Consider the following 13,352-nt stretch of genomic DNA (forward strand, 5'->3'; position numbering starts at 1 on the left):
ATGAATACTTATAGAAAAGAGGTTTTCAGAATGGATGTTAAGTTTCCGATTGGAGAATTGCAAGTTCCTGAGCACATTACAACGAATGACGTAAAGAATTGGGTAGGTGATATTGCGACTTATACGACGCGGTTGCGTGAGGTAGTGGACGGTTTGAGCGATGAGGAATTAACGAAAACATATCGCGACGGCGCATGGAATGTACGCCAGCTCGTGCATCATATTGCGGATTCGCAGCTCAATATGTATCAACGCCTCAAACTCGCATTGACTGCTGACAATCCGACGGTGCCGCCGTTTGACCAAGACAAATGGGCCGTAGCACCGGACACCGAGCTACCGATTGAAAACTCGATTAACATGTTAGAAGGCATCAATGCGCGTATTGTCGCAGTCGGCAATTCATTGACTGATGAGCAGCTAAAGCGCATCTTTACACATGCTGAAAACGGTGAAATTTCGGTCGGAAAAAAGATGGCGAAGCTTTGTTGGCATGAAAATCATCACCTAGCGCATATTCGTCTTGCATTAGAAAATTAACTACTTCTGCACGTTTAAAATATCGAATTTTCAGTAAAATGAATTGAAATAGTGTGTGAAATAGCTATTTTAAAATAAAACAAGGAATAGTTGAGCTGTAGTCGAATAATCGCTAATGAACTAGCATTATTTGTTTACAGTGCTATTGAAATGCCAAAATTCAATTCGACAAAATAAGACAAATTTCGTATACTAGAAACCGATTAAACGATAAGTAAAACTTATGTGAGTATAACAAAAAGGAGTAGTAGGTATGATTGTTGTAGACAAACCAAAATATAAAATGTCGATTGATGAAGAAAAGTGTGAGATTCTCATACAACTTAATGGTATTATCAGACAGCATGTAGCGTCGGAGTATTTTGAAGACCTTGATGATGTAGCTGATAAAGTAGTTGTTGAACACTACACATTAATCGTCGATGCAACGCTACAATCCGCCCTTGCCTCAGACGTTGTGACAGTATTAATACCTGCACTCCTCTACTACCAAACATTTGGATTTAAAGAAGTAGTGGTTGTTATGCCTATTTCAAAAATTTCAAATGCTCAAGTAAAAGAGGCATTAAAGGCGGTTGATTTTACAGGTACCGTTGTTGCCCCCAATCTTCCTAAAAATTAAATATATGGTCAAGCAGGCATTGAATAGATGTCTGTTTTTCTTTCGGCAGCAATGCATACGGGGAATATGGTACAATGGGCTAGTTATGTCAAAAATAATCCTTATAAAGGAGATTCATCATATGGTAGCAAATGATTTATTAATTCGCCTACGCTATGCGTTAAATATTAAAAATAGCGATGTGGCTGCAATGTTTAAACTTGGTGGTGTATCACTTACAGCACTCGATGTTTCAAACATGCTTCAAAAAGTGAATGACGATGAGCCGCGCCCAGAAAATTATAAAGCGTGTTCAAATGATATGTTTGAGGCATTTTTAAATGGCTTAATTACGACAAAACGCGGGCCACAAGAGAAGAAGCCAGGGCAAGCGCCGGCGAAACCTCAAAAAGAACCAGCGAATAATATGTTAATTAAAAAAGTGAAAATTGCGCTTCAACTAACAACAGAAGATGTGCTTGATGTGTTTTATGATGGTGGCATTAATGTAACGAAGGGGGAGCTTGGGGCGATTTTACGCAACCCAAGTCACCGTAACTATAAAGAATGTGGCGATAAATTTGCGCGTAAGTTTTTAAAAGGCTTAACGGTGCGATATCGCGACTAAAAAAGAGGCTAGTACAAAACAGTTCCTGTTCCTTTTTTAGCGTTCGCCACAAAAAACCGGAACCGCGCCACCGCGCGATTCCGGTTTTTTTTTATGCTCATCTGAGATGGTGTTTTTACACGCATGTCCCAGCCTCTTTTTTTATTTTTGGATAAATACTTCATTTAATTTGTTGAACAGTACGAGCATTTGCCCCTTGCTGTTAAATAATAAACCTTCTGGTTCGCGGTTTGTACCGAGCTGGACCGTTTTTTGGTTGCTACCATCGTGTTTAAAGCTCGTATATTCACCATTCGATAAAATGTAGTAGCGGTCCTTCGTGCGGTCAAACCCTTGAATTTCCTTACCTTTTGTCGTACCAACGAGCCCGTTAATGCGCAGTTTCTCGCGCGGATTACGGATTGTATAATTAAAATCTTCACCGATATGTAGGCGATTTAACTCATAGCCTGCGCCAAGCGGATTTGACGCACTCGTTTTTGAAACGACAATCGCGGTTGTATCACTTTCCATCGCGATGACATTCGGATGGATTTCTGCTGGGATCGTCCATTTTTTCACGACTTTTAATGTGTTAGCATCAATGCGCTGCAACACATAATTTTTAGAGCCGACAATATCAACGATTTGATAAAGATAACCTTTATGATAATCCATTGCTTGGCCGTGGCCGACTTTTAATTTTTTACTCACTTTTACGAGTTTAAATTTTTTGTTGTATTTGTAAATGTAGCCATACGTTGTTTTATCGCCGAGTGCGTACATTAAATAGTAGTTGCCTTTTTTGTCAATCGTCATACCTTGTAAAGAACGTTCTGTGCCCTTTTTAACATGTGCCTTATCTCGATAGGGGAAAAACAGTGTTGAAACTTTTGTACCATCGCTAAATGTCAGTGTTTTAGGTTGTTCTTTAGCACTAACGCTAGAGAAATACGCGCTTGTAGACGCGCTGATTAACAACAAAACACTCATTATCCATACTGCTCGTATAATAACTTTCATGGGTACACCTCTATTTTTATAGTTTTTATAACTTATTAATTATATAATAATTATGTATAAAAAGTATCATTTTTTAAGTCTGTTATCATTATTTAAGTCCATTATCATTAATGGATTATAAAAAAATTATGATGTGAGGAGGAAATGTCATGTTTTTTAAAACAAAAAACAAAAGCCCTAATGAACAATATGAGTATTTTAATGAAGTAGCGGAATCAGACATTATTGTTAGTGAACGTTTCCAGGGGAAGTTAGACTTTCTAGGTTTTAATAAAGTGCGCCGAGAGTATGTTCATGAATTGCTAGAGCTTTATTTGGAAAAAAACGTTGAACTATTAGACCAATTTTATGTTCATTTAATGTCGATCGATGACTTTAGAACGGTGATTGAAGAACATTCGACAGTCGATCATCTAAAAAAAGTGTTCGATGCACATTTTCGTAGCCTTTTTGAAGAGGAATTATCATTAGAGTATGTTTTCAAGCGTCGAAAAATTGCTTATACACATGCGCGTATTGGTGTCTTACCGAACTGGATGATTTCTGCTTACACATTAATGAATCAATTAATCATTCCATTAATTGCAGATAAATATAGCCGCAATCGTAAAAAAATGCTCGATGTACTGCTAGCTTACGATAGTTTAGTAACAATTGACCAGCAAATTATCGTCGAAACGTATATTGAAATTCAAGCGGGCTCGATTGTTAATGGCTTAGGTGGCATTATTAAATACAATACGCAGCTCGATCAAATTAAAAATTTAATTCAGTTCCAAGATACGCAGCAGCAGGCAGTACTTGCGGCGAATGCTTCGATGGACCAATTAGAATCGTCGATTGATGAAGTGTCGGAATCGGTTGTCGATGTCGCAAAGGATACGCAAACATCGCTGCAAAAATTAAATGCCGATATTTCAGCGCTTGAACATATTACGTCTTCACTACATACGACAGACCAGGAGCAAGTGACAGTGCAGCAACACGTCGGAGAATTAGTCGAACGTGTTGAATCGGTCAATGAATTGATGCGCTTTATCGAGGATATTGCTGAGCAGACGAATTTATTGGCGCTCAATGCGTCAATTGAAGCGGCGCGTGCTGGTGAAGCAGGGAAAGGCTTTGCGGTCGTCGCAGAAGAAGTGCGCAAGCTAGCGGACAATACGAAGCAGTCGATTCAACAAATTCAAGGCGATATAAACCACCTATTATCGATTACATCAAATATTAACGACTTAACGAAAAAATCAGCGACTGATTTGCATGAAACGGTCAATGATACGTCGAGTATTACGAAAGCACTTGTCGAGCTTAATACGACCTTACAGCAACAAGGTGCTAGTTTTGAGACGATTGCTTCGACAACGCAGCAACAGGCGCAAGACGCACAAACTATTACAGCGAGCAATCGCAATATTGCGCGTAGCACTGAGGAGAGCAAGGAAATCGTCAATCAAACGGGTGAAGCAATTTACCAATTAAGTAAGATGATTGATAATTACCGTGTTCAGACGATTTCGAAAAACTTTATTATTAGTCAGGAAGATATTATCGAGCTGGCAATTACGGACCATTTATTATGGAGATGGCGTATTTACAACTTATTACTTGGCTTTGAAAAAATACAGGAATCTGAAATCCAATCGACGCGTGAAACACGTTTAGGCGAGTGGTATTATGGACAAGGGCGTGAAATTTTAGGAAATCATGCGGCATTTAAAGCGCTTGAAAAACCATTTACGCGTGTTCATGAAGTCGCGAAGCTTGCGGTACGTGCGTATTATAATGATGATAAAGCACAAGCCGAACGTTATTTAAAGGAAGTAGAGCAAAATTCAAATGAAGTCATTCAGTATTTAAATGTGCTGAAAAACGAGATTGTATCGCGTAAAAAACCGTTTGAACATCAATAGAAAAAATGATAGATAACTGCATATCTATAGAAAATGGGCATAGATAATATGTCCGTTTTTTGTATTGTTTTTCCAATCGTTTCACTCTAAAATGAAGGGGACAACGGAACTTACTAACGGCGTTTGCGTCCTAGTTTGTGACGAGTGCGAAAAAGATTTTTAAATAAAACAGGCGTTTTGTGGTTAATTTATTTGGAAAATGGGAATAAAACTAACAGGAACATTAACTGTTTTAAGGGGAAATTAAATATGAAACAATTACAACAACAAAATCAAGAATCTAAAAAAAATCACTTAGTCGAGCGTTTATTAGATTTAGGTATTTTTAAAATTAATGGTAAACAATTATATCAAGCAACATTACAAGAATTAGTTCAAGCGTATCAACAATATGCGCTGAAACCGGTTCATGTCTAATAAAAGTTTATGACAAAGCAGGAAGTGTGTGATAGCGCGCTTCTTGCTTTTTTTAATGCAAGCACCAATAGAAAGAATTATGTCATCGCGTCTTTTTTTTGTATAATAGAAAGATATGTAGAAAGTACGAACATAGAAGGAGACAAATATGTCAGTAATTAATTTATTAAATGAAGATTTACAATCAAAATGGAAGTTTAACGTGGCAACGCCGATTCAGGAGCAAATGATTCCCGCAATGCTAGAAGGTAATGATGTTGTCGCAGAATCACCAACGGGAACTGGGAAGACACTCGCGTATTTATTACCGATTTTAGAACGCGTTGATGGCACGAAAAAAAATACACAAGCGCTAATTGTCGCACCGTCACAAGAGCTTTGTATGCAAATTACCGAAGTCGCGCGTCAATGGATTGCCGGTACCGATATTACCGTTGTGCCGTTAATTGGTGGCGCCAACCCACAACGTCAAATTGAAAAATTAAAGAAAAAGCCAACGATTGCGATTGGAACGCCGGGTCGTTTAAATGAGTTAGTGCGTGCCAAAAAATTAAAATTGCATGAATTACATCACATCGTACTTGATGAAGGTGACCAATTATTAGGCCGCGAATCACGTGTCATTGTGAAACAATTTATCGATGGCGCGAATCATGACCGCCAAGTCGTTGTTGTATCGGCAACGATTACCGATGAAATTAAATTAGTAGCGGAGCGTTTAATGAACGAGCCAAAACGTTTTAAAGTACGCTTAGAAGATATGCCAGACCAAGGTATTATTACGCATTCATTTGTGAAAATGCAAGAGCGTGACAAAACGGATATGCTGCGCCGTTTATCGAATCAATCGGGCTTACGCGCAATCGCATTCGTCAACAACTTAGACCAATTATTAATGAAAGAAACAAAATTAAATTATCGCCAAGCACCCATTGTGACACTGCATGCCGATATGAAAAAAGAAGAGCGTAAAGCGGCGCTTGATGCATTCCGTAAAGGCGAGGCACGCGTCTTAATCGCAACCGATGTCGCAGCGCGTGGGCTTGATGTAGAAGGTTTAACACATGTAATTCATGTTGATGTTCCGATGTCACTTGAGCAATATACACACCGTTCTGGCCGTACAGGTCGTGCAGGAAAAAGCGGCGAAGTGTTAACGTTATTAACTGGTCCTGCTGAAAAACAATACAAGCAAATCACACGCACGTTAGATGACAAGCCAACTGAAAAAGTTTGGGAAGATGGCGGTCTTGTAAAAGGGAAAGGATTCTACTCAAATAGCGGCCCTGTGAAAAAAGGCGGAAACTCTGACAATTCGAAAAAGAAAGACTATAATAAACAGTATGGCAATCGCTCAGAACGTAAATATGACGATAAACCGTACAAAAAACGTTATAATGACGATAAATCTCAGAGTGGCGAAGGCAACCGTTCATTCAAACGCAATGATAGCACGAGCTCATACAAAAAGAATGACGGTAGCAAACGCCCATATAAAAAACGCTAAGGGGTCGATACATGATGACATTCGAAGAAAAATTAGCTCAATTCGCTGAACTTGCGGTGAACGTGGGTACAAACATTCAACAAGGGCAAACGCTATTAATTAATACGACGGTAGACACAATCGACTTTACACGTTTAGTTGTCAAAGAAGCATATAAAGCTGGCGCAGCACGCGTTACAGTAAACTATGCAGATGACGTAGTGGCGCGTGAATTGTTTGAAAATGCACCGGTAGAAGAGTTTGAAAAATTCCCACGCTGGATTACAGCACAGCGCGATGAATTAATCGAACGAGGAGGAGCACTTCTTTGGATTGATGCAGCAGACCCAGATTTAATGGCCGGTATTCCTGTTGAAAAAATTTCTGCTAATCAAAAAGCATCTGGTAAAGCATTAGAAAATTATCGCGATGCGGTCATGAATGACAAAATTGCTTGGTCAATTATCGCCATTCCATCGAAAAAATGGGCAGCGAAAGTATTCCCTGAATTACCAGAAGCAGAGCAAGTTCCGGCAATGTGGGAAGCGATTTTTAAAACTGTACACATCGGTGAAGGTAGCGCCGTAGAAAACTGGCAAGCACACTTGAAAAACTTACATGCGCGCGGTGACTTAATGAACGAAAAACATTTCGCAAAATTACATTACAAAGCGCCAGGGACAGATTTAATCGTTGGCTTACCAGACAAACATATTTGGGCAACAGGCTCTAGCAAAACGCCACAAGGCACGGAATTTGTCGCGAATATGCCAACTGAAGAAGTCTTCACATTGCCATCTAAATATGATGTGAATGGCTACGTATCTTCAACAAAACCACTTGTCTACCAAGGCAATATTATCGACAACTTCAAATTAACGTTTGAAAATGGTGTCATTGTGAAAGCTGAAGCAGCACAAGGTGAAGAGCTATTAAACGAGTTAATTAAAGCAGATGAAGGCTCTAAATACATCGGTGAAATTGCGCTTGTACCGCATGAATCACCAATCTCAGCTTCAGGTCTCCTTTACTACAACACATTATTTGATGAGAATGCATCCAATCATATTGCGATTGGTGCCGCTTACCCAACGTGCTATGAAGGTGGCAGTGAGCTATCTGAAGAGGAAATGGATCAAGCAGGTATTAACACATCGATTACGCATGAGGACTTTATGGTCGGTAGTGCGGACATGGATATTGATGGTATTCACGCGGACGGCACGGTAGAAGCTGTCTTCCGCAAAGGTGCTTGGGCATTTTAAGTAATGAAAAAGAGGCTGGGACATACGTGTAACACCCCCCTCTCAGATGAGCATAAGAAAAACCGGAATCGCGCTGTGGCGCGGTTCCGGTTTTTTGTTGCGAACGCTAAAAAAGGAACATGAACTGTTTTGTAAAAGCTTCTTTTTTGTATTAGCGGCGTTTTGTTGATTGCGATGCCGCTTTTTTATTATTTAATACTTTTTTAACGATTGGATAGACAACAGGTGCTAATTTCACTGCTGTGCTAATTACTTTTTTAAGATTCATTATGCATAACCTCACTTTTTAGTAGTTATTCTTACTATTACCGTAGCGGTGTTTCTTTAAACGCGCAGTACTTTAATCCCTTGTACAATGTTCCAAATCATTAACACAAATGACAGTACAATGAACAACAACATGCCACCTAGCACGATCAGACCTTGAAGTTCAGGGGTAGCGTTAGCGGTTGTTGTCATATTAAAGGCTACAAGTAAGCCTATAAAAAATAAAATAATGCCGGGAATGACGATAAGATGTGAGATAAATGCGCGTTTTGCATGGTATTTTTCGAACGGATTTTGCGATATGAGCCAGACAATCAACGGGAAAACAAAGCCAGCAAAGAAAATACTAAAGTAGCTAAGCGCTGCAAGTATACGGTTGAATGTCGCTTCTTCTGTTACATGTTGGTCGTTCATAATCATCACCTCACTTTATTTACGCATGAACAGGTAAAAAGTTTCAAAAAGCTTGAAAGCACTACTGATTTTCCGTACAATAGGGGATGTTCAATAAACGAGATGTAACAACCACAAGGGGAGCTATTAAAATAGCTGAGAGTGAAGTGAGACTTCTAACCCTTAGAACCTGTAAGTTAATGCTTGCGAAGGAATGTGGATAGACAGCTGATGCTACGCGATGTCAGGGATCTTTCCCTAGCATCGCTTTTTTCATATCCATCTAATCCAAATGGTTTGATTTGTACATCAACATTGGAGGTTGAAGAGATTGAACAATAAAAAATTGTTAATGATGGTCGAAATTGCGATTTTTGCGGCTATCGGTATTATTTTAGATAAACTAACATTTAGTTTATGGCCACAAGGCGGCTCAATTAGCTTAGTGATGGTGCCAATCGTCATTATGGCATTCCGCTGGGGCACGCTTGCTGGGCTTGTGACAGGTCTGTTAATCGGTACGATGAATGCGATGTTTGGCGGGTTTATTTTAACGCCACTGCAAGGTTTTATCGATTACTTCTTTGCATTTACAGTAGTAGGTCTAGCAGGTTTACTGCGCCCAATCGTCATACGTGCGAAAACGGCTGCTGAAAAAGCGCTGTACATTACAATCGGTACAATTATCGGTGGTTTACTGCGCTACGTGGCTCACGCTTTAGCGGGATACATATTCTTCTCTGAATATGCCGGAGACCAAAATCCAATTATTTATACGATTGTTTATAACGGTTCGTATATGATTCCGGCAATTATTTTAACGGCCGCGATTGTTAGTTTATTAATGGCGAAAGCGCCGAAGTTATTAGAACCAAAAAAACGATAATTTCCGAGGAACCGAATTCATTCGGTTCCTTTTTCGTCATTAAAAAAATATGATATAGTAGAAGAAGATTTAATATAAAGGAGATCTTGAACGATGATTGTTAAAACGCAAGAAGAATTTGATGCGTTAATGAAAGCAGGCCGCGCAATGGCTGAAATTCGTGACGCGCTTAAAGAAGCGACAAAACCAGGCGTAACAACGAAAGAATTAGACGACTTAGCTGGTAAATTATTCGAAGAAAAAGGCGCTATTTCAGGTCCTAAAGCGGAATATGATTTCCCAGGGTACACTTGTATTAGCGTCAACGAATGTGTAGCACATGGTATTCCAGACAACCGCAAACTACAAGAAGGCGATATGATCAACATTGACGTATCAGGCCATGTAGACGGTTTTTATGCTGACACAGGTATCTCATTCGTTGTTGGTGATGTTGAAAAACCAGAACTTCAAATCCTTTGTGACGTAGCTCAAAGCTCATTTGACCGCGCGATGGCAAAAATCAAACCAGGTGCGCGCTTAAACCAAATTGGTAAAGCAGTAGAACGCGAAGCACATGACAATGATTTAAAAGTAATTATGAACTTAACAGGGCATGGTGTAGGTCACTCATTACACGAAGAACCGCAATACGTGCTAAACTATTACGATGCATGGGATGCAACAATGATGAAAGAAGGCATGGTTTTCGCTGTAGAACCATTCATCTCGCAAGCTGCTGAAAACATCGTTGAAGGTACCGATGGTTGGGCATTTTTAACGCCAGATAAATCATTCGTAGCACAATTAGAACATACCGTAATCGTAACGAAAAATGGGCCTGTCTTAACGACTAAAATCGATTAATCAAACGCCATAAAAAAAGACTGTAGCGGAAGAGTTCTTCTGCTACAGTCTTTTTTCATGTGTGTCAGATGGCAACCGTTTACGGATAAATACAATGCCAACAATCAATACACCGCTTAAAAAGAGTGCTGCTGTTGTGACGAGCAATTCGTTGAAATTATTCGCTACAGCAACGCCGATTAAAAACCACATGAAAATGGCTGCAAACGCTGGGTCGTAGCGATGGAAGCGCATAGCTAAGGCAAGTGCTGCTGCGCACGTTAAAAACACAACGGCCCATAGCTGACGACTAAGACCAAAATCAGCTAAGTTGTTGTAAACGAAAACGAAGCCTAGATTTAAAAAGGCTAAGAATGCGACTGAGGCAAGCGTAATTGAAATTGGTAGGCGACCATGAAGATGATTCGCAGCTTTAGGATACGTTACATAAAGTGCGAACAAGCAGAGCGTTGCAAGCATCAGTGCAACGAGCGCGAGCGTGAATTGCTCGTAGTGCCAAAGGTTGACCCAGACAATTAAGACAATGGCACTTGCAGCAAATAAAATGGCTTGCATAAGCGTCAATGCTTCAGCAGTATGGCGCTTTTTCCATTGTGCAAAAACCCAATAAGCGAGGAACACATATACGCCTGGCAGGAGCCAATAAACGTATAGAGCTGGAAACATTAATATTTTATAACTGTAGGCCAGTTCAAGTGCCGTATGATTGTTGAGTGGCAGTGCATAAGCAGATAAGTTGGCAACGAGTGATGCTAGTAGCGCCAACAGGACAATTAAAAATCTGCCCAATGACAACCCCTCCTAAAAATAAATATATACGTATTAGTATACCTCATGAACAGCCTCGAACAATTTTCATTTCTGTGAACATTATTTGAATATGCACATACATTGCGCTTTAGTACTAGATAGCTGTAAAATATATGTAATCTTTTAAGATAGGGAGAGATAAAGTTGGTACAAACAATTGAAAAGCTAGATTTAACGAAAAAATTGGATGAGCATGTGTCATACAAAAAAGAATTAAAGAAATTACAATATGAGATGCTAAACATCCAGCAATTTTTATTCACGCATGATATTGGGCTTATTTTAGGGTTTGAAGGCATGGACGCAGCTGGTAAAGGTGGCGCCATCAAACGGCTAACAGAGCGCATTGACCCACGTGGTTATGTCGTGCATCCAATCGCCGCGCCAACGCCAGATGAGTTAAAATACAATCATTTGCAACGCTTTTGGAATTGTTTACCGGCGCGTGGTCGCATCGGTATTTTTGACCGTACGTGGTATGGCCGTATGCTTGTTGAGCGCATCGAAGGTTTTGCGACAAAAAAAGAGTGGAAGCGTGCTTACGAAGAAATCAACAACTTTGAAAAATTGTTGACCGATGATAACTACATCATCGTGAAATTCTGGGTACATATTTCAGAAGAAGAGCAATTACAACGTTTCAAAAATCGTAAGGAAGATCCATACAAACAATGGAAATTAACAGATGAAGATTGGCGCAACCGTGAAAAATGGCCGTTATATGTAGAAGCGGCAAATGAAATCTTTGAAAAAACGGATAAAAAACATGCACCGTGGGTATTAATAGAAGGTAATGATAAAAAATATGCGCGTATTGAAGTATTGAAACAAGTCATTAAGCATGTCACAGAGGAATGTGAAAGACGTGGTCTGCAAATTACAGACCCTGCTGAAGCGGTTTCAAAAGAAGTTTAGCTTAACACGCAGTAGACAAAGAGAAGGTGTAGCGATGGTATTTTTAAACGGAGAACAATGTTTTTTACGAACGTTGCAGGAGGAAGATGTACGTCAAATGACCGAGCTTGTACGCCGTAATAAAGCGTACTGGTCTATTTATGAGCCGCTGCATCCTTCTGAATATTACACTGAAAAAATTCAGTTGCGTAAAATTCAAGAATCGATTCGTCAAATGCAAATGCGGAGGGAATATAGCTTTGGCATTTTCTTGCGTGAGTCGCAGCAGTTGATTGGCCATATTTCCATTTATTCCATCAAACGTTTGCCGTTTTCAAGCGCATTTGTCGGCTATTCATTAGACGAACAGCAAGCTGGAAAAGGTATTGCGACCGAGGCAGTAGAGTTGATTTGTCGCTTTGCGTTTGAGGAAATTGGCATTCACCGTTTAGAAGCCTATGTGTCACCAAAAAATGTAGGGTCGGTGCGCGTCCTAGAAAAAGCAAAGTTTGAGCAAGAAGGTTTGCTGAAACAGTTGCTGTATGTCAACGGTACGTGGGAAGACCATTATATGTACGCGCTCCTAGAGGATGTTTATTGAAAAGGCAAGGCCACTTGGAGACGCTGGTGGAAACGCTATATGGCACTTTTAAGGCAATAAAAAGAAAGAGGTTCGGGATTCCCGAACCTCTTTTTATGTGAGTCTAGCTCAATAAAATTATAAATTAGTCTTCGTAGCCGCTGTGTACAAGATCAAGTTTACCTGTTTCAGGGTCGATTACTAAACCGTGAACAGGGATTTCTTTTGATACTAATGGGTGGTTACGGATAACGTCGACACTATGTTCAACGTTTTTCGTTACATCGCCAAAGCCTTTTAACCATTGATTTAAGTCAACACCAGAGTATTGAACGTTTTTGATTGTTTCTTCAGAGATGCCACGTTGTTGCATGTTTTCAATCACAACTTTTGGATCTACAGCACTCATACCGCAATCGTAGTGACCAACAACGAAGATTTCATCTGCTTGTAGAGCGTAGATGGCAACAAGTAGACTACGCATAATACCACCGAATGGGTGACTTACTGTTGCGCCAGCACTTTTTACCATTTTGACATCCCCATTATGAATGTTCATTGCTTTTGGTAAAAGCTCGACAAGGCGAGTATCCATACAAGTTAAGATTACATAGTGCTTATCTGGATACTTGCTTGTGATGAAAGGTTCATATTGCTTTTCTTCTACGAACGAGCCGTTAAATTCTAAAATATCATCTAAAACTGCCATTATGATATTTCCCCCTTATATGTCAGAAAAAATCTGAATTTGTGTTAGTACACATAACTTATTGTATCGAAAATTAACGCGGAAATGTATTGAATTGACACAAATTAGACAATGT

15 protein-coding genes, 1 pseudogene and 1 riboswitch are annotated in these 13,352 nt (G+C 39.7%); of the genes and pseudogenes, 11 read left to right on the forward strand and 5 right to left on the reverse strand.

Annotated elements, in window-relative coordinates:
- Window positions 1-30: 30 nt before the first annotated feature.
- The 3 genes from V514_RS0115475 (at window position 31) to V514_RS0115485 (ending at window position 1,769) form a co-directional block, all read left to right on the forward strand.
- Window positions 31-540: a YfiT family bacillithiol transferase gene (locus tag V514_RS0115475; RefSeq protein WP_029500792.1), complete on the forward strand. Its 510-nt coding sequence runs from the start codon at window positions 31-33 to the stop codon at window positions 538-540.
- A 253-nt stretch (window positions 541-793) separates the two neighbouring features.
- The gene (locus V514_RS0115480; protein WP_029500793.1) at window positions 794-1,162 is read left to right on the forward strand and encodes a hypothetical protein; all 369 of its coding nucleotides are present in this window, start codon (window positions 794-796) and stop codon (window positions 1,160-1,162) included.
- 121 nt (window positions 1,163-1,283) lie between these two features.
- Entirely contained in the window at window positions 1,284-1,769 is a 486-nt protein-coding gene (locus V514_RS0115485) for a YehS family protein (RefSeq protein ID WP_029500794.1), read from the forward strand.
- A 141-nt stretch (window positions 1,770-1,910) separates the two neighbouring features.
- On the opposite strand, the gene V514_RS0115495 is transcribed toward V514_RS0115485, so the two are convergent.
- Window positions 1,911-2,741, reverse strand: coding sequence for a hypothetical protein (locus tag V514_RS0115495; RefSeq protein ID WP_161630209.1), 831 nt, complete (start codon window positions 2,739-2,741; stop codon window positions 1,911-1,913).
- Between the two features lie 179 nt (window positions 2,742-2,920).
- On the opposite strand from V514_RS0115495, the gene V514_RS0115500 reads away from it, so the two are divergent.
- From V514_RS0115500 to V514_RS0115515, 4 genes and pseudogenes are all read left to right on the forward strand, one after another.
- On the forward strand, window positions 2,921-4,684 hold the full coding sequence (locus tag V514_RS0115500; protein ID WP_029500796.1) for a methyl-accepting chemotaxis protein: 1,764 nt from the start codon (window positions 2,921-2,923) through the stop codon (window positions 4,682-4,684).
- A gap of 249 nt (window positions 4,685-4,933) precedes the next feature.
- A complete protein-coding gene (locus V514_RS20075; RefSeq protein WP_081715078.1) occupies window positions 4,934-5,101 on the forward strand; it encodes a Fur-regulated basic protein FbpA in 168 nt (55 codons plus the stop codon).
- Window positions 5,102-5,249: 148 nt separating this feature from the next.
- Window positions 5,250-6,362: pseudogene (locus tag V514_RS0115510) on the forward strand (DEAD/DEAH box helicase); the annotation flags it as partial.
- Between the two features lie 260 nt (window positions 6,363-6,622).
- Window positions 6,623-7,852 (forward strand): aminopeptidase, encoded by a 1,230-nt coding sequence (locus tag V514_RS0115515; RefSeq protein ID WP_029500798.1) that lies wholly within the window; start codon window positions 6,623-6,625, stop codon window positions 7,850-7,852.
- Window positions 7,853-8,003: 151 nt separating this feature from the next.
- Here the strand turns inward: V514_RS0115515 and V514_RS20695 are convergent, their stop codons facing one another.
- Complete coding sequence (locus V514_RS20695) at window positions 8,004-8,120, reverse strand: hypothetical protein (protein WP_235073492.1); 117 nt, start codon at window positions 8,118-8,120, stop codon at window positions 8,004-8,006.
- 56 nt (window positions 8,121-8,176) lie between these two features.
- Window positions 8,177-8,533, reverse strand: coding sequence for a DUF4870 domain-containing protein (locus tag V514_RS0115525; RefSeq protein WP_029500799.1), 357 nt, complete (start codon window positions 8,531-8,533; stop codon window positions 8,177-8,179).
- A 106-nt stretch (window positions 8,534-8,639) separates the two neighbouring features.
- A riboswitch (TPP riboswitch) is annotated at window positions 8,640-8,744 on the forward strand.
- Between the two features lie 99 nt (window positions 8,745-8,843).
- Between V514_RS0115525 and thiT the strand changes: the two genes are divergently transcribed.
- Together thiT and map are read left to right on the forward strand one after the other, a co-directional pair.
- Window positions 8,844-9,398: an energy-coupled thiamine transporter ThiT gene (gene thiT / locus V514_RS0115530; RefSeq protein WP_029500800.1), complete on the forward strand. Its 555-nt coding sequence runs from the start codon at window positions 8,844-8,846 to the stop codon at window positions 9,396-9,398.
- Between the two features lie 93 nt (window positions 9,399-9,491).
- Window positions 9,492-10,244, forward strand: a complete 753-nt coding sequence (gene map, locus V514_RS0115535) for a type I methionyl aminopeptidase (RefSeq protein WP_029500801.1) — start codon at window positions 9,492-9,494, stop codon at window positions 10,242-10,244.
- A gap of 42 nt (window positions 10,245-10,286) precedes the next feature.
- On the opposite strand, the gene V514_RS0115540 is transcribed toward map, so the two are convergent.
- On the reverse strand, window positions 10,287-11,033 hold the full coding sequence (locus V514_RS0115540; RefSeq protein WP_029500802.1) for a hypothetical protein: 747 nt from the start codon (window positions 11,031-11,033) through the stop codon (window positions 10,287-10,289).
- Window positions 11,034-11,198: 165 nt separating this feature from the next.
- Here V514_RS0115540 and V514_RS0115545 point away from each other — a divergent pair, with 165 nt between their 5' ends.
- Both V514_RS0115545 and V514_RS0115550 read left to right on the forward strand, forming a co-directional pair.
- On the forward strand, window positions 11,199-11,969 hold the full coding sequence (locus tag V514_RS0115545; RefSeq protein ID WP_029500803.1) for a polyphosphate kinase 2 family protein: 771 nt from the start codon (window positions 11,199-11,201) through the stop codon (window positions 11,967-11,969).
- 34 nt (window positions 11,970-12,003) lie between these two features.
- Complete coding sequence (locus tag V514_RS0115550) at window positions 12,004-12,549, forward strand: GNAT family N-acetyltransferase (protein ID WP_029500804.1); 546 nt, start codon at window positions 12,004-12,006, stop codon at window positions 12,547-12,549.
- Between the two features lie 124 nt (window positions 12,550-12,673).
- On the opposite strand, the gene V514_RS0115560 is transcribed toward V514_RS0115550, so the two are convergent.
- Complete coding sequence (locus V514_RS0115560) at window positions 12,674-13,237, reverse strand: beta-class carbonic anhydrase (RefSeq protein WP_029500805.1); 564 nt, start codon at window positions 13,235-13,237, stop codon at window positions 12,674-12,676.
- Window positions 13,238-13,352 lie beyond the last annotated feature (115 nt).

The organism is Kurthia huakuii LAM0618, from assembly GCF_000505545.1.
Taxonomy (GTDB): Bacteria; Bacillota; Bacilli; order Bacillales_A; family Planococcaceae; genus Kurthia; species Kurthia huakuii.